15 protein-coding genes are annotated in these 22,053 nt (G+C 71.6%); 5 read left to right on the forward strand and 10 right to left on the reverse strand.

The genetic code is table 11. From position 1 onward, the window contains the following. Positions 1-25: 25 nt before the first annotated feature. The 5 genes from ACFY10_RS33155 to ACFY10_RS33175 form a co-directional block, all read right to left on the reverse strand. On the reverse strand, positions 26-1,063 hold the full coding sequence (locus ACFY10_RS33155; RefSeq protein ID WP_390668914.1) for a polyprenyl synthetase family protein: 1,038 nt from the start codon (positions 1,061-1,063) through the stop codon (positions 26-28). After that, positions 1,060-2,100 (reverse strand): tetratricopeptide repeat protein, encoded by a 1,041-nt coding sequence (locus ACFY10_RS33160; RefSeq protein ID WP_390668915.1) that lies wholly within the window; start codon positions 2,098-2,100, stop codon positions 1,060-1,062. Before ACFY10_RS33160 ends, ACFY10_RS33155 begins: the two co-directional genes overlap by 4 nt. Before the next feature lie 174 nt (positions 2,101-2,274). Continuing rightward, positions 2,275-2,952, reverse strand: a complete 678-nt coding sequence (locus ACFY10_RS33165) for an AIM24 family protein (protein ID WP_390668916.1) — start codon at positions 2,950-2,952, stop codon at positions 2,275-2,277. 64 nt (positions 2,953-3,016) lie between these two features. Beyond that, positions 3,017-4,426 carry a CAP domain-containing protein gene (locus ACFY10_RS33170; protein ID WP_390668917.1) on the reverse strand — a complete coding sequence of 470 codons (1,410 nt, stop codon included), beginning with the start codon at positions 4,424-4,426 and terminating at the stop codon, positions 3,017-3,019. An 81-nt stretch (positions 4,427-4,507) separates the two neighbouring features. Beyond that, entirely contained in the window at positions 4,508-5,722 is a 1,215-nt protein-coding gene (locus tag ACFY10_RS33175) for a serine hydrolase domain-containing protein (protein WP_390668918.1), read from the reverse strand. A gap of 247 nt (positions 5,723-5,969) precedes the next feature. On the opposite strand from ACFY10_RS33175, the gene ACFY10_RS33180 reads away from it, so the two are divergent. Continuing rightward, entirely contained in the window at positions 5,970-7,772 is a 1,803-nt protein-coding gene (locus ACFY10_RS33180; protein ID WP_390668919.1) for a M4 family metallopeptidase, read from the forward strand. 51 nt (positions 7,773-7,823) lie between these two features. Here ACFY10_RS33180 and ACFY10_RS33185 read toward each other — a convergent pair whose 3' ends face one another. Beyond that, positions 7,824-8,564 carry a hypothetical protein gene (locus ACFY10_RS33185; RefSeq protein WP_390668920.1) on the reverse strand — a complete coding sequence of 247 codons (741 nt, stop codon included), beginning with the start codon at positions 8,562-8,564 and terminating at the stop codon, positions 7,824-7,826. Between the two features lie 159 nt (positions 8,565-8,723). Between ACFY10_RS33185 and ACFY10_RS33190 the strand changes: the two genes are divergently transcribed. Genes ACFY10_RS33190 through ACFY10_RS33205 form a run of 4 tightly spaced genes read left to right on the forward strand, consistent with a single transcriptional unit; the run spans position 8,724 to position 15,416 of the window. Beyond that, entirely contained in the window at positions 8,724-9,911 is a 1,188-nt protein-coding gene (locus tag ACFY10_RS33190) for an ROK family protein (RefSeq protein ID WP_390668921.1), read from the forward strand. Between the two features lie 26 nt (positions 9,912-9,937). Then, the gene (locus tag ACFY10_RS33195) at positions 9,938-11,737 is read left to right on the forward strand and encodes an alpha-galactosidase D (protein ID WP_390668922.1); all 1,800 of its coding nucleotides are present in this window, start codon (positions 9,938-9,940) and stop codon (positions 11,735-11,737) included. A gap of 20 nt (positions 11,738-11,757) precedes the next feature. Next, positions 11,758-14,124, forward strand: a complete 2,367-nt coding sequence (locus tag ACFY10_RS33200) for a glycoside hydrolase N-terminal domain-containing protein (protein WP_390668923.1) — start codon at positions 11,758-11,760, stop codon at positions 14,122-14,124. Continuing rightward, positions 14,121-15,416 (forward strand): SGNH/GDSL hydrolase family protein, encoded by a 1,296-nt coding sequence (locus ACFY10_RS33205; protein WP_390668924.1) that lies wholly within the window; start codon positions 14,121-14,123, stop codon positions 15,414-15,416. Before ACFY10_RS33200 ends, ACFY10_RS33205 begins: the two co-directional genes overlap by 4 nt. On the opposite strand, the gene ACFY10_RS33210 is transcribed toward ACFY10_RS33205, so the two are convergent. The 4 genes from ACFY10_RS33210 to ACFY10_RS33225 all read right to left on the reverse strand — a co-directional run bounded on the left by ACFY10_RS33210 (position 15,371) and on the right by ACFY10_RS33225 (position 21,981). Further along, positions 15,371-18,313: an AAA family ATPase gene (locus ACFY10_RS33210; RefSeq protein ID WP_390669005.1), complete on the reverse strand. Its 2,943-nt coding sequence runs from the start codon at positions 18,311-18,313 to the stop codon at positions 15,371-15,373. The genes ACFY10_RS33205 and ACFY10_RS33210 overlap by 46 nt on opposite strands. A gap of 193 nt (positions 18,314-18,506) precedes the next feature. Beyond that, positions 18,507-18,857: a UBP-type zinc finger domain-containing protein gene (locus ACFY10_RS33215; RefSeq protein WP_390668925.1), complete on the reverse strand. Its 351-nt coding sequence runs from the start codon at positions 18,855-18,857 to the stop codon at positions 18,507-18,509. Continuing rightward, positions 18,854-20,311: an ATP-binding protein gene (locus ACFY10_RS33220; RefSeq protein ID WP_390668926.1), complete on the reverse strand. Its 1,458-nt coding sequence runs from the start codon at positions 20,309-20,311 to the stop codon at positions 18,854-18,856. Before ACFY10_RS33220 ends, ACFY10_RS33215 begins: the two co-directional genes overlap by 4 nt. Further along, positions 20,308-21,981 (reverse strand): FAD-dependent oxidoreductase, encoded by a 1,674-nt coding sequence (locus ACFY10_RS33225; protein ID WP_390668927.1) that lies wholly within the window; start codon positions 21,979-21,981, stop codon positions 20,308-20,310. Before ACFY10_RS33225 ends, ACFY10_RS33220 begins: the two co-directional genes overlap by 4 nt. Between the last annotated feature and the right edge of the window lie 72 nt (positions 21,982-22,053).

Below are 22,053 nucleotides of genomic sequence, written 5' to 3' on the forward strand. Positions count from 1 at the left end.
GGGGAGGGGCGGCGCCCGCCGCCCCTCAGAGATCCCGGCGCACCAGATACTCCAGCAGTGCCCGCAGCTCCTCCACCGGCCCTGCCGCCAGGGCCACGTCGGCGAGAGCCGCCTCCACCGCGGCGAGATGATCCCGTGCCTCGGCCAGCGCCGCCGACCGGCCGCCCAGCGTCTCGATCAGTGCGGCGGCCTCCTCCGGGTCCCCACCCGCATCCAGCAGTGCGGCGAGCCGACGGGACCCCGGGGCGCCGGAGTCGAGCGCGGCCAGTACCGGGAACGTCTTCTTCCGTTCCCGCAGATCGCCGTGCACGGGCTTCCCGGTGACCGCGGGATCGCCCCAGATGCCCAGGACGTCGTCGACGACCTGGAAGGCGATCCCCAGGTGCCGCCCGGCACGGTCGAGGGCGTCGGCCACCGAAGGCGCCGCACCGCCGAGCAGTGCGCCGAGTGCGGCGCCGCAGCCGAGCAGTGCGCCCGTCTTGTGCTCGGCCATCGCCCGGTACTCCTCGGGCCGCACCCGCTGCGGCCCCGTCCACGGGCGGGCGGCGAACAGCAGGTCGTCCGCCTGGCCGCGCACCAGGTCACCCAGCGCCACCGACAGCACCCGCACGGCCTGCGGCCCGCCCGGCGCGGCGGAGAGGGTCTCGACGGCCAGCGCGAACAGCGCATCGCCCGCGAGGACGGCGGGTCCGGTGCCGTACGCCTTCCAGACGGTGGGGCGGCGGCGCCGGGCCGCGTCGCCGTCCATGATGTCGTCGTGCAGGAGGGAGAAGGTGTGCACCAGCTCCACCGCGACCGCCGCGGGCACTCCGACCCGCCCGGGTGCGCCCGCGGCCTCGGCCCCGAGCACGGCCAGCGCCTGTCGTACGCCCTTCCCGCCGGACGCGACGGCCGGCGCACCGCCCACCTCGCACCAGCCGAAGGAGTACGCCGCCATCTCACCCACCCACGGATGCATCCGCTCGACCGCCTCCACCAGCGCGGGCCGCACCAACTCGCGGCAGCGGTCGAGGACTTGGGGAGCCGCGGCCGGTGCCCGCAGTGTCGAGGGAAGCGCCGTCACCGTACGACCTCCGCTGCCACGCCGAACTCCTCCTGCGCCCGCGCCACCATCTCCCGCGCATGCCGCAGCCCGATCCGCTCCAACTCCCGTGCCAGAATGGCGAGTTCGGCTGCCGTCTCGGCGCGGTCGCGGCCCAGCCGGGCCAGCGACTTGGCCAGCCCCAGCCGCGCCAGCGCCTCCCCGCGCGGCTCGCTCATCGCACGGAACTCCGTGAGCGCCAGCTCGTACAGGTCCCGCGCCTCGGCACAACGCCCCGCCCGGTACAGGACGTTGCCCCGCATCTTGTGGTTGTAGGCCAGCGCACTGGACAGCTTCATCGCCCGGCACGTCGTCTCCGCCTCGGACAGCAGCCCCAGCGCCCGCTCGACGTCCCCGTCCCGCACGGACACGATGTCGGCGAGCCCGCGCAGCGCCCAGGCGTGCCCGCGCCGGTCCTCGGCGCGCGCGGCTATCTCGGCCGCCTCCTCGAACAGGGCGTACGCGGTGTCGTACTCACCCGTGTTGCGGTGGATCTGCGCGATGCCCTCCAGCGCCCATACCGTGTGCCGCGCCTCGCCGCGCCGCCGGGCCTCGGCCAGCAGCTGATCGTGGAGCCTGCGGACGGCCTCGTAGTCGCCCTGGATACGGCCGGTCTCGGCGAGCCCCGCAAGCGAGTAGCCGCGTACGACGACGTCGCCGCCCGCCTCCCCGAGTTCGGCCGCGAGCCCCAGCAGCCGCCAGGCCAGCGGGAAGGCACCGCGCTGCCGGGCCAGGGTGCCGCCGCTCCACAGCGCCCACGCCATCGCGGCCGTGTCCCCGGCCTCCCGGGCCGCGCGGTAGCTCGCCTTCCACGCCCGGTCGGCGTCCCCGATCTGCCCCAGCCGCCGGTGCGCCTCGGCCACCGCGAGCCCGGATCGGGCCACCTCCCCGTGCTGCCCGGCCCGCTCGGCCGCTCTCAACTCCCTTGTGCCGGCGGCCAGTACGTCGGTCAGCGAGGAGTTCACGGAGAGGGTGGTGAGGGCGCCCTGGTATTCCGGGGCGAATGCCTTGCCGTACATGGATCCCTTTCGGTGGCCTGTATACACCCCATCTATACAATCTGTGTATACATGGCGTGTATAGCGCGTCGAAAATGTGCCCCGGCCCAAAGGGCCAGGGCATCGCCTGCTGGGGATCAAGACGTCGTCGGCGCCGGAGAGGTTGCTCCTGAGGCGCAGATCACTCCATGCGCCTCAGTGCTGCTGGGCCTTCTGCGGCGTCGCCTCGCTCGGCCGTACGACCACGTAACCGTCGCCCTGGAGCATCAACTGCACGGCCTCCCCGGAGCCGCCGCGCAGCATCGATCCGATGGACTGCGAACGGTGCAGCGAGGTCTGCAGACCGGCCGTCCAGCCGACCACCGCGTCCGTGTCGACGTACACCGGGAACTGCGCCGAGACCGGGATGACCAGCGGATTTCCCTCGCAGACCAGACCCAGCCTGCCCTGCCCCGTGAAGACACTGTTGAACAGGCCGCCGCCGGCGATGCCCGCGCCCTTCACCGTCGCGATCCGGTACGACAGCGAGGCGTCGAAACACAGGACGTTGCGGCCGTTGACGGTGAACTCGTCACCGGGGTCGACCTCGACGATGAAACAGTTCTGCGCCTCGTGCGCGAACCAGGCCTCGCCCTGCCCGCGCACCGCCATCAGCGGCAGCCCCTCCCCGGTGACCGCACGCTTGAGCATGCCGCCCACGCCCTGGCCCTTGCGCTCGAACTGGAGGTTGCCGCGGTAGGCGATCATGGCGCCCTGGCGGGCGAGCATCTCGCCGTTCACCGCGTATTTGATGGACTTGGCGTTCTCGATCGTCATGCCGGGCGCGGTGGCCGGCTGGACCATGTGCTCGCTGGAAAAGAGGGAACCCTTCATGCGGGCATCCTGTCCCGGAAGATTCCGTTCCGCCAAGATCGCGGGGGCGCTCGGTTTCCGGCGGTCAGGCGCCGAACAACTGGGTCCAGTACATGCCTGCCGGGCCGCCGCCCGCGAAGCCGGTCCCGATGTGGGTGAAGTCGGGTTTGAGGATGTTGGCGCGGTGGCCGGGGCTGTTCATCCAGCCGTCCACGACCTCGGCGGGGGAGCGCTGACCGCAGGCTATGTTCTCGCCGATCGAGCGCCGGCGCGCACCCGCGGCGGCAGCCCGGTCCCAGGGCCGGCTGCCTTCCGGTGAGGTGTGCGAGTAGAAGGCGCGGGCCACCATGTCCGCGCTGTGCGCCTGCGCCGCGGTGGTGAGCAGGGGGTCGGCGGCCAGAGGAGAAAGACCGGCCCTGACGCGCTCCCGGTTGGTGAGGTCGACTACCTCCGCCGCCGTCCGCGCCAGGTCGCCCGGCGTGAGGGGCCTGGCCCACAGAGCGGTCCAGTACATGTCGCCCGACCGGCCGTCGCCGACGTACGCCAGGCCGGCCTGTGTGAAGGCCGGATCGCACAGGGTGCGGCCGGGCTGCTCGTCGCTCAGGCAGTACTGGACGAACTCGGCGGGCGTACGCGGGCCGGAGACCAGGTGCTCGCCGACGGTGAGATACGTGTACCCGGCGGCCGTGACGCGCTGGTAGACGGAGACACCGTCGCGGCCCTCGACACCGAGGCGTCCGGCCGCGGCCATGGCGCCGGCATGGGCGCGGGCCGCCGACGCCAGACGGACGTCGAGGGCGACGGGCGGGGAACCGGCCGCGGCGCGAGCGGAGTTGACCAGGGCGAGGAAGCCGTCCGGGTCGGCGGAGGCCGGGGTGTGGGACGGCCGGTTCGGTCGCGTCGGCGCTGCGGGCCGGGACGGCGGCGACGGTGGCGCCGGGGATGTGACCTGGGCCCCGGGTGCCCCTCGCGTCGCGGATCTGGGCTGCGGCCCGTGTGCCGGCGCCGCCCCGGTCGCATCGTCGAGGACGTCCACGCCGAAGTCCCGCGCGAGCCCGGCGAGCCCGTCGGCGTACCCCTGCCCCAGGGCCCGCAGCTTCCAGCCGCCGCCCCGCCGGTAGATCTCCGCGAGCAGCAGCACCGTCTCCTGGCCCGGGCGTGGCGGGGCGAAGCGGGCGAGCCGGCCGCCCGGAGTCGAGACGTGGAGCGTGGGGGCGGGCAGGCGGCCCAGGGGAGTGCCGGGCTCGGCCGGGCTGACGACCACCGTGACCCTGGTGGCTCCCGGGCGCAATCTCGGCGGGTCGACGGTGAGGGTGTCGCCGTCCAGTCGGGCGCCGGGGGCGGAGGGCTGGTTGTAGAACACGAAGTCGCCGTCGCCGCGGACCCTGCCCCCGTCGTCCGTGATCAGCGCGGACACGTCGAACGGGCCGGACACCCGGACGGTCACGGCACCGTCCGGAAGGGGCAGGTTGCCCCCGGGCACCAACTCGCTCATCCCGCCGCCCTGGTGTCGTCGTTCACGCCTCGATGGGCTCGACCGGACAACGTCCACCAGGGCAGCCGGGTTCCCGCCGGATCAGTCCCGGGCAACCCCGGGAGCGATGTCCTCGTAGCGCTCGACGGGCGGCGCGGCGCGGCGGATCTTCGACTGCTTGCCGCAGAACGCGGACTCCAGTGTGCCCAGCATCGTGTTGAGCACGGCGACGTTGTTGGACGTGGTGGCCAGCGCCGTGAGGCTGCGCAGGCCGTCCTTCGTGGCGAACGCGTACGTGTAGTAGCCCTGGACGGTGCCCGTGTGCCCGTACACCGAGACCCCGCACGACAGATCGCGGCGCCGCAGCCCCAGCCCGTACGCCTGGCTGCTGCTGACCGGCACCATGCGCTCCATCTGCCGCAGATGCGAGGGCGACGTCAGCCGGCCGCCGAGCAGGGCGGAGAGGAAGGTGTTCAGATCCCGCGTGGTGGAGATGATCGCGCCCGCGCTCTGCGCCCAGGACATCGTCTGCTCGGTGGCGTCGATCAGCGCCGCGCCCCTCTGGTCCGGGGCGAGATAGCCCCTGGCATGACGGCCGGGGATCTTCGCACCCGGGTGGAGGTAGAAGGTGTCGCGCAGTTTCAGCGGCTTGATGATGCGGTTCTCGTACTCCGTCCGTACGGTGTGGCCGGTCAGCTTCTCGATGAGCATGCCGGCGACGACGAAGTTGGTGTTGGAGTACGAGTACGCGGCGCCCGGGGCGCTGGTGCGCGGGTGCCACAGCGAGCGCTTCAGGAGCTCACGGTAGGTGAAGACCTTGGTGCGGACCTGCTCGAAGCCCGGGACCGACTTCGCGAACATGGTGTTCGTGTAGTCGTACAGGCCGCTGCGGTGGCCCAGAAGCTCGCGCACCGTGATCGTGCGGTCCGGGAGCAGCCCCGGCAGATAGCGGTCCACCGGGGCCTCGAGTCTCAGCTTGCCCTCGTCCGCCAGCTGCATCAGCACGACGGTCGTGAAGGTCTTGGTGACGCTGCCGATGCGGAACCGGTCGGCGTTGCTGATCGGCCGTTTGCTCCTGCGGTCGGCGTAGCCCATGGCGGCCCACAGGATCGCGCCGTGGTCGTCGATCCGGGCGACCGCGCCGGGTGCGCCCTGCCTGAACGCGGTCCTGAGGACGCCTTGAAGGCTGGTCAGGTCGGGCTTCGGCAGCGGCTTGGTGGGGGCGGCATGCGACGAGGGGACTGCGAGGAGGGAGAGCACGACCGTTCCCAGGACCGTGCCCTTGGATGCGAGATGGGTCACATTCACGTGAGGCAACTTTCTTCCGTGTCGTCACATCTCCACAGTCGACGCACAGTTGGTCACCCACTGATCACTGAGCGATGTGGATTTGCAAAGTATTGCCATATATCGCACGTAAATCCATATTTTAGTCTTTACATGGACATGACTCGTCCGAAAGGGTTTCTTCCCGGGGCCCGACCAGCCCCCATGGCGCTCAACGGCGCCATGCGTCAAGGCGATTGGTGATCCCGGCCGCCTTGCAAGGAAGGAACCCTCATCAGTGCGTAGACCGCACATACGCAGCGTGGCGGTCGCCGTCGCCGTGACGACGGCCGCCACGGGCCTGGCCGGCACCGCCTTCGGTACGACCACGGGGACTCACACCGCTGCCACCGCCGCCACCTCGGCCGCGTCCGTGGTGTCCGCCGCCCGCGCCGCCGCCTTCGCCCACTCCTCTGCCACCGGTGTGTCCCAGGGCGACGAACTGCAGGCCCAGGACGTCATGATCGACCCGGAGGGTGCCCGGCACGTCCGGTTCACCCGGGCGCATCAGGGCATGCCGGTCCTCGGTGGCGACCTCGTCGTCCACCTCACCGAGCAGCTGGCGTACGCGGGTGTCACGCGGGCCGCCGGACACACCGTCAAGCCCACCGCCGCCACCGCCGCCAAGCTCTCGGCCGACCAGGCCGAACAGAAGGCGGCGACGGTCGCCAAGGGCGACGCCGGCAGCGCCGAGCTCGTCGTGGACGCCCGCGAGGGCGCGTCCGCCCTTGCCTACCAAGTGCCGGTCAGCGACAGCGGCACCGCCGAGGGCGGCGGCTCCCGTACGGTCGTCATCGACGCCCTCACCGGCAAGGTGCGCAGCAACACGCCCGACAGCGACGAGTTCCTCTCGCCCGGTCTGCTCGACACCCTGCGCAAGCGCGGCGAGAAGCTCGACCCCGCCACGGGCGCCGGCTCGCAGACCGCCGGACTCACGGCTGCGTCGGCCTCCTCCGCGGCCGGTGCCACCCGCTACCCGTCGACGGCCCACGGCACCGGCAAGTCCCTCTTCGTGGGCACGGTTCCGCTGACCACCACCCGGACGGCCCGCACCAGCTACCTGCTCAAGGACCCCACGCGCTGGGGCACCGAGACCCGGGACGCCAAGGGCCAGGAGCTGGAGAGCTTCGCCCGCGGCAAGAAGATCACCACCACCAACGACGTCTTCGGCAACGGCGCCGTCACCAGCCGGAACAGCGCCGCCGCCGACGCCCAGTACGGCGTCACCAAGACCCTGGACTTCTACAAGAAGACCTTCGGTCGCAAGGGCATCGAGAACAACGGCAAGGGCGCCCGCGCCATGGTCCACTTCGGCAACAAGGTGGCCAACGCGTTCTGGGACTCGACCTGTGACTGCATGCTCTACGGCGACGGCGACGGGGACATGTTCAAGAAGCCGCTCGTCGTCCTCGACGTCACCGGCCACGAGCTCACCCACGGCGTCGTGGACGCCACCGCCAAGCTGGAGCCCACCCGTGTCGACGCGGAGGGCAACCAGTACGGCGAGCCGGGCGCGCTGAACGAGTCCCTCGCGGACATCTTCGGTTCGAACGTCGAGTTCTACACCAACAACCCGAAGGACACGCCGGACTACCTGATCGGCGAGAAGCTGGGCCTCGCCCAGAAGTTCCTGCGTCGCCTCGACCACCCGTCCCTCGACAGGCTCGAGGGCACCATCGACTACTGGGCGCCCGAGACGTACGACGCCGAGGTGCACGCCGGCTCCGGCGTCTCCTCGCACGCGTACTACCTGCTCGCCGAGGGCAGCGGCCGGAAGACGATCGGTGGCGTCAACTACGACTCGCCGACCTATGACGGCTCGACGGTCAAGGGCATCGGCCGCACCAAGGCCACGGCCATCTTCTACCGCGCCCTGACCCGCTACATGGTCTCCACGACCGACTTCCACGACGCGCGCGACGCGACGCTGAAGGCGGCCAAGGACCTCTACGGGGCGGACAGCACGGAGTACAAGACGGTGGACCAGGCCTGGGCCGCCGTCAACGTCACCTCGGCCAACACCCCGGCCGCGCACCGCTGACCGCGGAGCGACGACACCGGTCCGGGCGCCCCGCACAACGGGGCGCCCGGGTCAGATCCACTGCTTCTCCACCTCCTGCGCCACCGAGAACACGGTGTCGCAGGAGGGGCAGCGCCCCTCGCCGAAGACGTACGTCAGGGCCCGGGCGACCTCCGTCTGTCCCGCTGCGGTCGCGTCGCCGTGCAGCCGCGCGCCAAGACCGGACAGCCGCTGCGGCGATATCGGCGTCAACTCACCGCGGCCGTCGGCCACTTCCCTGGCCGCTCCGCCAACGTAGTCCTCGGCCGAAACGAACGTCCCGTATCCGCCGAAGGCCACATACAGGCCCTCCTCGCACGCCGGGCACTCCAGTTGGAACTCCTCGCTGTTGACCCCCTCCAGCGCCTCGGACCAGGTGCCGACGCCCTCGAAGGCGAGGACGGACTGGAGAAGGTTCACGAAGACCGGCGCCGGGTGACCGGATGCGGCCAGCATCTCGCGGGCGGCGCCGAGCAGTTCGCCGATCTCCCGGCCGTGCCGCTCCCGGCGCGGATCGGCCTCGTCGGCGGTGATCGCCCCGGCCAGGATCACGGCCTGGAAGGGCCCGCCCGGGGCCCGCCCCCGCGCGATGTCCGCCAGCAGGGGCAGCGCCGCCCAGCTCGCGTCGTAAACGGACCCCTGATGGCACAGTGCGGACCACAACTCGGACCACACCGCATCGTCCTCGGCGCCACCGAGACGGGCGAAGAGCACGGGTATGCCCTCGGCCGAGCCGTAGGCATGGCTCAGCGCGCGCCAGTCGATCGTCGTCATACGGGCGATTGTGCCCTCCGGCACTGACACAGCCGGATCAGGTGCCAACAGCCGTACCTCACCCGTCATTTGAAGGCCACCGGAACCTCACAGTCAACCTTCAGGCGATTCCTGTTTCTTTTATTGACAGCGGAAAATAAGGGCCCTAGGTTCCCGGCCATGCGCTCGACCTCCCGCACCGAGACGTTCCCGGCCCACACCCCGGCCGCCTCGCAGATCTTCACCACGGTCCTGTCCCACGGCCCCCTCACCCGGCTGGAGGCCGCCCGGCGGGCCGGGTTGTCCGCGGCCGCCGTCACCAAGGCGGTCCGTCCCCTGCTGGCGGCCGGCTACCTGATGGAGGCCGCCGACGAGGAGGCGCGCCCGGCCCTCGGACGGCCCGCGAGCCTGGTGCGCGTCGACGGCGGACGCGCGCTGTTCATCGGCGTCAAGGTGACCGGCGGCGAACTCATCGGCGTGCTGACCGACCTGTGCTGCCGTATCCGCCTCGCCCGGCGCATCCCGCTGACGGACAGGGCGACCAAGGCCGTGCTGGCCTCGACGGCGGAGCTGGCGCACGAACTGCTCGCCGAGGCCGAGGACTTCGGCGCCCCGGTCCTCGGCCTCGGCGTCGCCGTCTCCGGCGACGTCGACCGTGCCGAAGGGGTCGTCCGCTACTCGCCCTTCCTCGACTGGCGGGACGTTCCCCTCGCCGAGCTCGCCGCCGCGACCACGGGGTTGCCGGTCACCGTCGAGAACGACGTCCGCGCGCTGACCGTCGCCGAGCAGTGGTTCGGCGCCGGGGTGGGACTGTCCGACTTCGCCGTGGTGACGGTCGGCGCCGGCATCGGCTGCGGCCTCGTGGTGCACGGCCGGGTCGTCGCCGGAGCGCACGGCGTGGCAGGCGAGATCGGCCATGTCACCGTCGACCCGGCCGGCCCGCCCTGCCACTGCGGCAACCGCGGCTGCGTGGAGGCGATCGCGGGGGAGGCGGCGATCGTCCGGCAGATCCGCCAGGCCACGGGCACCCAGGTCGCCGACGCCGCCGAGGCCGTGACGCTCGCCCACCGTGGGGTTCCCGGCGCACGGGAGGTGTACGCCAGGGCGGGCGAGGCGATCGGCCGCGGCATCGCCACCGTCGCCAACCTCCTCGGCCCCGAACGCGTGATCATCTCCGGCGAGGGCCTCGCCGCCTACGACCTTTTCGCCGAGCAGATCCGCGACGCCTTCACCACGGCCGCCTTCGGTTCCGCCGCCCAGTGCGACGTACAGACCCGCCCGCTGCCCTTCGAGGAGTGGGCGCGCGGGGCCGCGGCCACCGCGATCCAGTCCTTCATCTCCTTAGACCACCCGCATCCGAGCCGCTGATCCAACTCCCCCTGGAGGTACGACCCATGCGGTCATCCTCGTACTCCGTCATGCCTGCACGCACCCTGAGAACCCTGGTGGTCCTGGCCCTCGCCGCGGGCGCCGGCACCGTCGCCCCCGCGGCCCACGCCGAGACCACCGACGCTCCCGCCGTCGCGGCCAAGCCCTACATGGGCTGGTCGAGTTGGAGCATGCAGTCGTCCAAGTACCCCGGCCTCAACCCGGACGGCGACTACAGCTACCTCACCGAGGCCAACGTCACCCGGCAGACCGACGCCCTGGCCGCCAAGCTGAAGAAGTTCGGCTACGAGTACGTCAACATCGACGCCGGCTGGTGGCGCGACAACACCTGGAAGCCCGAGTACGACCAGTACGGCCGCCAGAAGGCCGACCCGAAGCGCTTCCCCAGCGGTATGAAGGCCGTCGCCGACCGCATACACACCAAGGGCCTCAAGGCCGGTATCTACCTTCCCGCCGGCCTCGAGAAGGAGGCCTACGGCGACGGAAAGACGCCGATCTGGAACGCCGACGGCTGCACCACCGCCGACATCGTCTACAGCGACCTGCGCACCACCAACGGCTGGGACAGCTCCTACAAACTCGACTTCTCCCGCCCCTGCACCCAGAAGTACATAGATTCCCAGGCCCAGTTGATCGCCGGCTGGGGCTACGACTTCCTCAAACTCGACGGCGTCGGACCTGGCTCCGGAAAGAGCGGCGACCAGTACGACAACGTTGCCGACGTGGCCGCCTGGAACAAGGCGATCGCCGCCACCGGCCGCCCCATCCACCTCGAACTGTCCTGGTCCCTCGACATCGGACACGCCGCCGACTGGAAGAAGTACGCGCAGGGCTGGCGCATCGACACCGACGTCGAGTGCTACTGCAACACCCTCGTCAGCTGGGAGAACTCCGTCGACGACCGCTGGGACGACGCCCCCGGCTGGACCCGCCACGCCGGCCCCGGCGGCTGGAACGACCTCGACTCCCTCGACGTCGGCAACGGCGCCATGGACGGCCTCACCAAGGCCGAACGCCAGAGCTACGCCACCCTGTGGGCCATCGCCAAGTCCCCGCTCTACACCGGCGACGACCTCACCCGCCTGGACTCCTACGGCCTCTCCCTGCTGACCAACAAGGAGGTCATCGCCGTCAACCAGGGCGACACCACGCCCGCACGGCCCATCACCCCGTCCGACCCGCAGCAGGTGTGGGCCGCGAAGAACCCCGACGGCACCTACACCGTCGCCCTGTTCAACCTCGCCGACCGTCCCGCCGCCGTCTCCGCCTCCTGGGCCTCCCTCGGCTTCACCGGCAAGGCCGCCGTCCGCGACCTGTGGAACCACGAGAACCTCGGCACCTACAAGGACAAGGTCACCCAGGCGCTGCCCGCCCACGGCTCCCGCCTGTTCACCGTCACCCCGCACGGCAGCCCGCTCGGCTTCACCGGCTATGAGGCCGAGGCGGCGTCGAACACTCTGGCCGGCGACGCCTCCGTCGCCGACTGCTCCGCCTGCTCAGGCGGCCACAAGGTCGGCAACCTCTACCTCGGCGGAAAGCTCACCTTCAACGACGTCGTCGTCGACAAAGCCGGCACCTACCAGGTGAAGATCGCCTACGTCAGCGGTGATGCCCGCTCGGTCGCCATCTCCGCCAACGGGGGCGGCGCCACCAGCCACAAGTTCCCGTCCACCGGCGACTGGGGAACGGCCGAAACGGTCAGCGTGCCGTTGACCCTCAGGGCCGGCTCCAACACGATCTCCTTCGACAGCGGCAACAGCTACGCGCCGGACATCGACCGGATCGACGTACCGAAGTCGTCCTGAACGACCCACCAGGAGCCGCCATGACCACCGACCCGTCCCACCTGCTGCCCAGACGCAACCTCATCGCCCTCGCCGCGAGCACCGGAGCGGCCCTGGCCGCCCTCCCCGCCTTCACCGCCTCCGCGGCCCCGCAAAGGCCTGTCGACTCGGCCTCGTACGACGGCAGTTCACCCGACACGCTCTGGTGGCAGGCCCCCGCCGACGACAACTCCATGATCGAACAGGGGCTCCCCGTCGGCAACGGCCGCCTCGGCGCCCTGGCGGGCAACGACCCTGGCCGCGAACTCCTCCTCCTCACCGACGCCACCCTGTGGACCGGAGGCCTCAACGACGAGCAGGACGCGGACGGCCAATTCCCCTACGAGCGTGACAACTTCGGTTCCTTCACCCTGCTCGGGCGGCTCACGGTCGACATCCCCGACCACGACCTCGGCGCCGTCTCCGGCTACCGTCGCACCCTCGATCTCGCCCAGGGCGTGGTGACCGCGTCGTATGTCCGCTCACGCGTGACCTACCAGCGGCGCATCTTCGCCAGCCACCCCGACGACGTCATCGTCCTCCACTTCACCCAGAGCGGAGGCGGCCGCTACACCGGCACCGTCACCCTGGAGGGCACCCACGGCGAGGGCGCCTCGGTCGCGTTCGGCGCCACGTTTGCCAACGGCCTGAAGTACGCAGCCGCCGTCACCGCATACGGCACCGGAGGCCGCGTCACCGTCAGCGGCTCGCAGATCGCCTTCGCCGGCTGCAAGGACCTCACCGTGGTGGTGAGCGGCGGCACCAATTACGCGCCGGACGCGGCCAAGGGCTATCGCGACCCCTCCCTCGATCCTCGGAAGCTGGCGCGCGACAAGGTCCGCAACGCCGCCGCCCATTCGGCAGACACCCTGCTGCGCACCCATGTCGCCGACCATCGCGCCCTGTTCGGGAAGTTCGACATCTCGCTCGGCACGTCGTCCGCGCAGCAGCGCTCCCTGGACACCTGGGAGCGGATCAAAGCCCGGACCGGGAGCGGCGAGCCCGACCCCGAACTCGAGGCCGCCTACGTGCAGTTCGGCCGCTACCTGATGATCTCCGGGTCGCGCGGCAGTCTGCCACTGGGCCTCCAGGGGCTGTGGCTCGACGGCAACGACCCGGCCTGGATGGGCGACTACCACACCGACATCAACATCCAGATGAACTACTGGATGGCCGACCGGGCGGGCCTTTCCGCGTGCTTCGACGCCTTCACCGACTACTGCGTCGCCCAGGTCCCGTCGTGGACCGACCTGACCCGCCGCCTGTTCAACGACTCGCGCAACCGCTACCGCAACACCAGTGGCAGGAATGCCGGTTGGACGGTCGCCATTTCCACCAACCCCTACGGCGGGGGCGGCTGGTGGTGGCACCCCGCGGGCAACGCCTGGCTGTGCAACACGCTCTGGGACCACTACGAGTTCACGCGGTCACGGTCCCATCTCGAGAAGATCTACCCCCTCCTCAAGGGCGCCTGCGAGTTCTGGGAGGCGCGGCTGCTCACCACCACCCTCCCGGGCACCTCGCGCGAGGTCCTGATCGCCGACAGTGACTGGTCGCCCGAGCAGGGCCCGCTCGACGCCAAGGGGATCACCTACGCCCAGGAACTGGTGTGGGCACTGTTCGGCAACTACTGCACTGCGGCGGCCGAACTGAAGTGCGACAATACGTACGCGGCGACGATTTCCGGCCTCCGCAAACGGCTGTATCTGCCGCAGGTGAGCCCGAAGACCGGCTGGCTGGAGGAGTGGATGAGCCCCGACAACCTCGGCGAGACCACCCACCGGCATCTGTCGCCGCTCATCGGACTGTTCCCCGGCGACCGCATCCGCCCCGACGGCTCCACCCCGGCCGACATCGTGGCCGGAGCCACCGCCCTGCTCACCGCCCGCGGCATGGAGAGCTTCGGCTGGGCCAACGCCTGGCGCAGCCTGTGCTGGGCCCGCCTGAAGAACGCCGACAACGCCTACCGGCTGATCGTCAACAACCTCCGCCCCTCGACCGACGGCAGCAACGGCACCGCCGCCAACCTCTTCGACATCTACGAACTGGGACCGGGCAACGGCGTCTTCCAGATCGACGCCAACTTCGGCACACCGGCCGCCGTGATCGAGATGCTCCTGCAATCCCGCCCCGGCCACCTGGAACTCCTGCCCGCACTGCCCGACGCCTGGGCGAAGGCGGGCTCGGTGCGGGGCATCGGGGCCCGTGGCGGCTTCGTCGTCGACCTGCGCTGGCAGGACGGGAAGCCGACCGAGGCACGGATCCGCAGCGTGGGCGGCCGCACCACGACAGTGGCCCACGGCGACACGTCCCGGTCCGTGAGCCTCGAACCCGGCGGCTCCGTCACGCTGAGGGACTTCGCCCGGTGAGGGCCCGCTTCGTGCGTGCCGGCCGCCTGGGCGCCCTTCTGCTGCTGGCCGGTGCCGTCCAGGCCACACCGGTACACGCGTCCGCCGACCGGCCCGAGTTCATCGTGGTGGGGGCGCCCGCGGACCGCCGTGACGTCGTCACCTGGGGTGCGAGCGGCGACCACATGGGCGACTCGGCCGCCGACCGCGGCTACCGGCTCGTCGTCCACACCAGCGCGGCCGGAAGCAACCTGCGGATCCGGCTCTCCAACGCCTTCGGGGACCGGCCGGTGACCTTCGACAGCGTCTACGCCGGCCTCCGGCAGGAGGGCGCCGCACTCGTCCCCGGCAGCAACCACCGGCTGACCTTCCGCGGCGCCCGCTCCGTCACCGTCCCCGCGGGCGCCGCCGCCCTCAGCGACCCCCTGCCCGGCAGACTCCCCGCCGCGACCGACCTGGTGGTCAGCATCCACTCACCGGACGCGGCGGGCCCCGCGACCGGCCACGGAATGGCCATGCAGACGTCCTACACGAGCCAGGGCGACCACACCGCCGAGGAGAGCGCCGCCCACTGGACACAGACGATCGGCTCCTGGTTCTACCTGGACGCCGTCTCCGTACGCCCGCCCGCCGGTACCGCAGCGGTCGTGGCCCTAGGCGACTCCATCACCGACGGCTGGCAGTCCACCACCGACCTCGACCGCCGCTGGCCCGACTACCTCGCCCGCCGGCTGCGGTCCGCCGGCACCCACGTCAAAGGCGTCGCGGACGAGGGGATCTCCGGCAACCAGGTCCTGGCAGACGGCGGCGGCCAGAGCGCCCTGAAACGTCTGCAGCGCGACGTCCTCACCCAGCCGGGCGTCCGCACCGTCTTCCTCTTCGAGGGCGTCAACGACATCAAGGCCCATACCGGAGTCACCGCCCAGGACCTGATCGCCGGCTACCGCGAGATCGTCGAGCGGGTGCACGCGGCCGGCAAGTGCGTCGTCGCCGCGACCGTCGCCCCCTTCAAGGGCTGGCCGGAATGGGATCCGGCCGGCGAGAAGGTACGCGGAGAAGTGAACCAATTCATCCGCAGCAGCGGCGAGTTCGACGCCGTCACCGACTTCGACCACATCCTCCGCAGCCCCTACGACCCCGAGCGCATTCTTCCCGTCTTCGACGGCGGCGACCATCTGCACCCCAACGACAAGGGGATGCAGGCCATGGCCGACGCCGTCGATCTGACGAGCCTCGACTGCGCCGCCCGGCACCCCGGCGAGCGAGGTCAGCCGGACGCCGTCGGCTCCGGTGCGAGCAGCCCCTCCCGGTAGGCGATCGCCACCGCCTCCGTACGGCTCGAAGCACCCAGCTTGGCCAGGATGTTGGAGACGTGGACGCTCGCCGTCTTGCCGGTGATGAACAGCTCCTCACCGATCTGCCGGTTGCTGCGGCCGCGGGCAAGCAGCCGCAGCACGTCCTGCTCGCGGGCGGTGAGCGGCGAGGTGCGCTCCCCGTCCGACGGGGCGTCGGCGAGGCGGCCGAGGCGTATGAGGTCGTCGATCCGCTCCAGCAGGGGCGCCGCGCCGAGCCGCCCGGCCACCGCTCTCGCCTCGCGGGCCTGCACGGCCGCCTCCTCGCGCCGCTCGGCCGCCAACAGGGCCTCCACGAACCGGACTTGGCAGCGCAGGCGCTCGTACACGTCGCCGAAGCCGAACGCGGTCACCGCCTTCTCCCAGGCCGCCGCGTCCGGCCCGGACACCGCCCGCGCCCACTCCGCCTCGGCGCGGGCCAGCCAGGCCAGCCCCTCCGGGCCCTGGGCGGCGCCGTCCTCGCCGTGCAGGGCCGACTGGCGGGCGAGCTCGACCAGTTCGTCCGCGGTGTCCTTCCAGCGGTGCCACTCGCCGCCGGACGAGCGCAGTTCCACCGCGGCGTCGGCGACCGCCGACAGGGCGAGCGCCGCCAGCCGGACGGAGGCGTAGGGGAGGTGGCCCGCGTCGTCGGTCAGCGCGTCGACCGTCGCCCGCGTCCGCTCCACGGCGGCCTCCGGCTCACCCCGCAGCACGGCGGCCTCGGTCAGCGCGATGCCCGCAACCAGCGTGGCCATCCAGTCGAAGGGTCCCTCCAGCAGGACCCGGGCCCGCTCGACGGCACCCAGGTCGCCTCGGGCCAGCGCCACATACAGCGCAGGTCCCATCGCGTACCCGCCCGCCGAGGGCAGCAGGGCCGCATCGGCCGCCGCCGCCCGCACGCACTCGTCCCAGCGGCCCAGCGTGTACAGCACCAGCAGATGCAGATAGCGCATCTCCAGCGGATACGGAGACGACAGCAGCCCCGCCCGGCGGGCGCGGTCCAGGCCCTCGGTCACCCACGGCACACAGCCCTCCAGGTCACCCGACTCGAAGCAGCCGACGGCGAGGTTGAACAGGGCACGCATCTCCACCGGCGCGTTCCCCGCCTGCCGGGCCAGCTCCCGGGCCTCCTTGAGCCGCTCACGGCCCTCGGCGGTGCGCCGGCCGCCGCCCTCCAGGATCGCCAGCGAGATGAGGAGGTCGGCCTGCGCGTCCGCGACCCGCAGCTGCTCGGCCACGCGCAGGGCCTCACGGGCGACCCGCAGCGCCGTCTCGTTCTCCCCTATGTGGCGGGCCGCCATGACATGCGTGGCCGCCGCCCACACCCAGGTCCGGGTCGGCGGCTCGGCGGGGATCATGGCGAGCGCCTCGCTGCTGTAGGCGAACGCGGCCGTCAGGCTGTCGACGCTCATCAGATTGCCGGCCAGCGTGTACCGGACCTGGGCGGCGAGTTCGGATTCCGTGTCCTGGCCGACGCCGGCGAGCGCGGCCCGGGTGAGGGACACCGCCCGGTGCGACTCCCCGGCGTGCGCGGCCGCCGCCGAGGCGCGCAGCGTGAGCGTCACCCGGTCGACACCATCGCCCGAGGGCCGGGCCGCCGGATCCACCGACGCCCACAGGTCGAGGGCGGCCTCGAGGTGCCGCAGCTCCTCTGCGGGCGCGCCCACCCGTTCGGCGTGTCCGGCTGCCTCCAGCGAGGCGGCGAGCGCCTCGGCCAGGTCATGGCTCTCGCGGTAGTGGTGGGCGCGCTCGGCGGCGCTCTCGGCGGGGTGCCCGCGCCCCGTGAGCAGCCGGGCGAACGCGCCGTGCAGCCGGGCCCGTTCGCCCGGCAGCAGATCCGCGTACACCGCCTCCCGGGCCAGGGCGTGCCGGAACGTGTATGTGTCGCCGTCACCGGAGACCAGGAGCTGGCGGCCGATGGCCTCGCGCAGCGCCGCCTCCAGTTCGTCCTCGGGCAGCCCGACCGCCTCGCGCAGCAGGTCGTGCTCCACGCGCCGCCCGGCGACGGCGGCCGTGCGCAGCACCTGCTGGGCGGTGTCGGACAGCTGCTCGATGCGGATGAGGAGGACGTCGGCCAGCCCGCTGGGGACGCCGCCCGCCTCCGTGTCCGTGGCCGCGAGCAGTTCCTCCGCGTAGAAGGCGTTGCCCTCGGCGCGCTCGACGATCCCGCGGACCGTGGCCTCCGGCAGCGGACGGTCCTGCAGCGCGCGCACCAGCCGGGTCACCTCGGCGTCGGCCATGGGCCGCAGCTCCACCCGCTCCACGGCGGGCAGCCGCACCAGCTCGGCCAGGAGCGGGCGCAGGGGGTGGCGGCGGTGCAGGTCGTCGGCCCGGTAGGAGGCGAACACCGCCAGCCGGTGCGTGGGCGCACCGCCGGCCGGTCGCTGCAGGATCCCGCGGCTGAGCAGGAACCGCAGCAGGTCCCGGGAGGACTGGTCGGCCCAGTGCAGGTCCTCCAGGACCAGCAGCAGCGGAGCGATCTCCGACAGATCGGCCAGCAGCCCCGCCATGCCCTCGAAAAGCCGCAGCCGCCCGCCCACATCCCGCACGGCCTCCGTGCCCGCACCCAGCAGCCGGTCCACCGACGGATGCCCGGCCAGCGCGTCCGCGAACCGGTCGTCGGCGGCCAGCACGCCCAGCACCTCGGTGAACGGCAGATACGGCAGCCCGACGTCACCGAGATCGACGCAGTGACCGGTGAGGACCGTCATCCCGGCCCGGGCGGCCCGCCCGGCGACCTCGTCCAGCACCCGGGTCTTGCCCACCCCGGCGTCCCCGGCGAGCAGCACGGCCCGGGCCTCCCCGCCGCGGGCACGCTCCAGCATCCCGGCGAGCCGGGCGATCTCGTCGTCCCGGCCGATGAGCGGTGTGGTGAACATGGTCTGCGGCACGGATCCATCCTGGCACGCGGCACTGACAACGCAGCCTGCGGACGGGGAGGTCAGGCCCGGTGCCGGTCTATGCGGTCTCGGTGAAGCCCGGTGCAGTACCGCGCCCCGGAAGGGGCCCGGGAAACTGCGCGACCAGCCCCCACCGGCCCGCGGGTTCATCGCCGTTCTTCCAGCGGAGCGCTCAGCGCAGCGTCTCGGCCCAGTTCGCCGGCACCCGCCCCGCCGGCCCCGGCGCCGGCTGGTCCGCGGGATGGCTCACCGGGGGAGCGAGGTCGGGCCCGGACTCGTACAACTCGTTGGTGTCGAAGTTCCAGAACCAGCCCTCGCCGGGCTCGAAACTGCGGATCACCGGGTGGCCGGTGTCCCGGTAGTGGGCGGTGGCGTGCTTGGCGGGCGAGTCGTCGCAACAGCCGATGTGCCCGCACTGCGCGCAGCGCCGCAGATGGAACCACCAGCCGCCCGCCGCGTCGCACTCGACGCACCCACTGCCGCTCGGCGGGATGCCGGGGTCGATGGCGTTGGCACTGGTCATGCGGGCTCCTCCGGTGTGTCGTCGTCCGTCGCGGTCAGGGGCAGGAGGACCTGGAAGCGGGTGTCCCCGGGCTCGGACTCCACCTGGAGGGTGCCGTGGTGCTTGTTCACGACGATCCGCCAGGAGATGTCCAGACCGAGCCCGGTGCCCTCGCCGACCGGCTTGGTGGTGAAGAACGGGTCGAAGATGCGGCCGCGGATGTCCTGCGGCACGCCGGGCCCCGTGTCGCGGAACTCCACCAGCAGCCGGTCGTGGTCGAGAGCCGTCCGCACCGTCAACGTGCCTTCTCCGCCGGTGCTGTTGATGGCGTGGACCGCGTTGTCGATCAGGTTGGTCCACACCTGGTTCAGCTCCGCCGGGTAGGCCGGGATCTTCGGAAGGGTGCGGTCGTAGTCCTTGACGACCTCGATCCGTGAGCCGATCTTGCCCGACAGCATCAGCAGGGTGCTGTCGAGGAGTTCGTGGACGTCGGCGTTCTGGTACGGGGCCCGGTCGAGCTGCGAGTACTGCTTGGCCGCGTCGACCAGGTGCGAGATGCGCGTCGTGGAGTCATCGATCTCGTCCATCAACAGCTCGGTCTCGACCGTGTAGTTGAGCCAGCCGATCGCCCCGGGCAGGATCTCCGGATCCACGTCCGCCGCGACCTGGTCCAGCCAGTCGACGTCCAGACCGGCCTGCACGAACGTGGGCGCGAGCCGCCAGCCGTCCGGGATGCCGTGGTCGTCGAGCCAGTCGGTGAGTTCGTCCTCCCGGTCCGCGGCCTCCAGCGGGCTCAACGTCGGCGCCTTGGCGACGAGTTCGGCGGTGCGCTCCTGGACCTCGATGAGGTTCGCCAGGGCCTCGCGCGGATACGGGCCCGAGGAGATGACGCCCAGCTTGTGCCGCATCTTCGCGACCCGTTCGCGCAGCGTCGCGGTGGCCCGCACGGCCGCCGCCGCCGGGTTGTTGAGCTCGTGGGTGAGCCCGGCGGACAACGAGCCCAGTGCCAGCAGCCGTTCCCGCTGCCCGATGGCCCGCTGGGTGCTTTTCGAGCCGAAGAACAGCCCCTCCAGCAGATGCACCGCCATCGGGAACCACTCCTGCATGATGGCCGCGAACGTGTCGGCGGGCAGCACGAAGAACCGTGTCGGCTCCGTGACGCGCATCGAGTTGTTGTAGACCTGCCGGACCCGGTCCTTGATGTACGCCTGCATGGCCCCGGCGTACACCCCGGGCTGCGAGGCACGCGTGACCTCCACGTCGTCGCCGCCGACCCGGCGGGACAACACGACGGTGCCCTCGATCATCACGAAGAAGCAGGTGGCGGGCTCGCCCTCGGTGTACACGGGCCCCGCCTCGAAGCGCTCCACCCGCCCCTCGCTGCACAGCCGCCCCAGCTGCTGGGGGGTGAGCTTCTCGAACAGGAACAGCGAACCGATCTCCTGCGGGCTGCAGGGCATCACCTGCCCGCTCACGACTGCTCCAGATACCGGTGGACGAGCATGACTGCCATGGCTCCCTCTCCGACGGCGGACGCGACCCGTTTCGCGGACTCGGCGCGCGCGTCGCCCGCCACGAACACGCCGGGAATGTTGGTCTCCAGGTGGTACGGCGGCCGGTCCAGCTCCCAGTCCGCCGGCGGCCGCCCGTCCGGGGTCAGGTCGGGCCCGGCCAGGATGAACCCGTGCTCGTCGCGCAGCACCGTGCCATCCAGCCAGTCGGTCAGCGGGGCCGCGCCGATGAACACGAACATCCACTGCGCGTCGACCAGTTCGGTCTCGCCGGTCTCCGTGTCACGCAGGGTGAGCTGCTCCAGACGGCCCAAGCCGTGCGCCGACTCGACGACGGTACGCGCGCGTACCGAGATGTTCGGCGCCTCGTTGATCTGCTGGATCAGGTAGTACGACATCGACGCCGACAGGTCGGCCCCGCGCACCAGCAGTGTCACCGACTTGGCGCCCCGGGACAGGTACATCGCCGCCTGCCCGGCCGAGTTGGCGCCGCCGACGATGTACACGTCGTGGCCCTGGCAGGAGGCCGCCTCGGTCAGCGCCGAGCCGTAGAACACCCCGCAGCCGGTCAGGTCGTTGCAGCCCGGCGCGTCGAGCTGCCGGTACGACACGCCGGTCGCCAGGATCACGCTGTGCGCGGCCACCGCCGAGCCGTCGGAGAACCGCACCGTCCGCGCGGCCCCGTTGACCTCGACTCCCGTCACCTGGCGCGCGGTGAGGATCTCGGCGCCGAACTTCGCCGCCTGCCGCCGGGCCCGGTCGGTGAGCTGCGCCCCCGACACGCCGTCCGGGAAGCCCAGGTAGTTCTCGATCCGCGAGCTCTGGCCCGCCTGCCCGCCGGTCGCGGAGCGCTCCACGAGCACGGTCCGCAGCCCCTCCGACGCCCCGTACACGGCGGCACCGAGCCCGGCGGGCCCGCCGCCGATGACGACGAGGTCGTAGAAGTCCTCCGCCGGCGTCGTCGCCAGCCCCACCTGCGCGGCCAGCTCGGGTGCCTCCGGCTCGACCAGGGGCGTGCCGTCCGGGGTGATCACGAGCGGCAGCCGCTGCCCGTCCTGCCCGGCCGCCGCCAGTAGCCGCTTCCCCTCGGGCTCGTCCGCCGAGTACCAGCGGTACGGCACCTGGTTGCGGGCCAGGAACTCCCGTACGTCGGAGGAACGCGCCGACCAGCGGTGCCCGACCACCTTCGTGCTGGGCACCGGCCGGAAGTCGCTGCAGCGCCACGCCTCCAGCAGGTCGTCCAGGACGGGGTAGAGCTTCTCCTCGGGCGGGTCCCAGGGCTTGAGCAGGTAGTGGTCCAGGTCGACGACGTTGATCGCGTCGATGGCTGCGCTGGTGTCCGCGTACGCGGTCAGCAGCACCCGACGCGCGCCCGGATACACATCCAGGGCCTGTTCCAGGAACTCGATGCCGTTCATCTGCGGCATGCGGTAGTCGGCCAGGATCACGGCCACGAGATCACCGCGCAGCTTCAGCTCCCGCAGTGCATCCAGCGCGGACTCGCCGGACTCCGCGCGCACGATCCGGTACGACTCGCCGTAGCGGCGCCGCAGGTCGCGAGCGACGGCTCGGGAGACTCCCGGGTCGTCGTCCACGGTCATGATTACACCTACGGTAGACCTCTCAGGTGCCATAGAACGACCGTACGTGACGGGGAGGAGCCATGGCGACGGCAGCGGCGATCCGGGCAGCACGTGAGTACCTGC

Source organism: Streptomyces sp. NPDC001401, from assembly GCF_042895385.1.
Classification (GTDB): Bacteria; Actinomycetota; Actinomycetes; order Streptomycetales; family Streptomycetaceae; genus Streptomyces.

Bases quoted from the DNA above. Each gene is read 5' to 3' on its own strand.
- ACFY10_RS33165 (WP_390668916.1), bottom strand. From the start codon at position 2,952: ATGAAGGGTTCCCTCTTTTCCAGCGAGCACATGGTCCAGCCGGCCACC.
- ACFY10_RS33160 (WP_390668915.1), bottom strand. From the start codon at position 2,100: ATGTACGGCAAGGCATTCGCCCCGGAATACCAGGGCGCCCTCACCACC.
- ACFY10_RS33170 (WP_390668917.1), bottom strand. From the start codon at position 4,426: ATGAGCGAGTTGGTGCCCGGGGGCAACCTGCCCCTTCCGGACGGTGCC.
- ACFY10_RS33200 (WP_390668923.1), top strand. From the start codon at position 11,758: ATGACCACCGACCCGTCCCACCTGCTGCCCAGACGCAACCTCATCGCC.
- ACFY10_RS33190 (WP_390668921.1), top strand. From the start codon at position 8,724: ATGCGCTCGACCTCCCGCACCGAGACGTTCCCGGCCCACACCCCGGCC.
- ACFY10_RS33210 (WP_390669005.1), bottom strand. From the start codon at position 18,313: ATGTTCACCACACCGCTCATCGGCCGGGACGACGAGATCGCCCGGCTC.
- ACFY10_RS33195 (WP_390668922.1), top strand. From the start codon at position 9,938: ATGCGGTCATCCTCGTACTCCGTCATGCCTGCACGCACCCTGAGAACC.
- ACFY10_RS33215 (WP_390668925.1), bottom strand. From the start codon at position 18,857: ATGACCAGTGCCAACGCCATCGACCCCGGCATCCCGCCGAGCGGCAGT.
- ACFY10_RS33225 (WP_390668927.1), bottom strand. From the start codon at position 21,981: ATGGCACCTGAGAGGTCTACCGTAGGTGTAATCATGACCGTGGACGAC.
- ACFY10_RS33185 (WP_390668920.1), bottom strand. From the start codon at position 8,564: ATGACGACGATCGACTGGCGCGCGCTGAGCCATGCCTACGGCTCGGCC.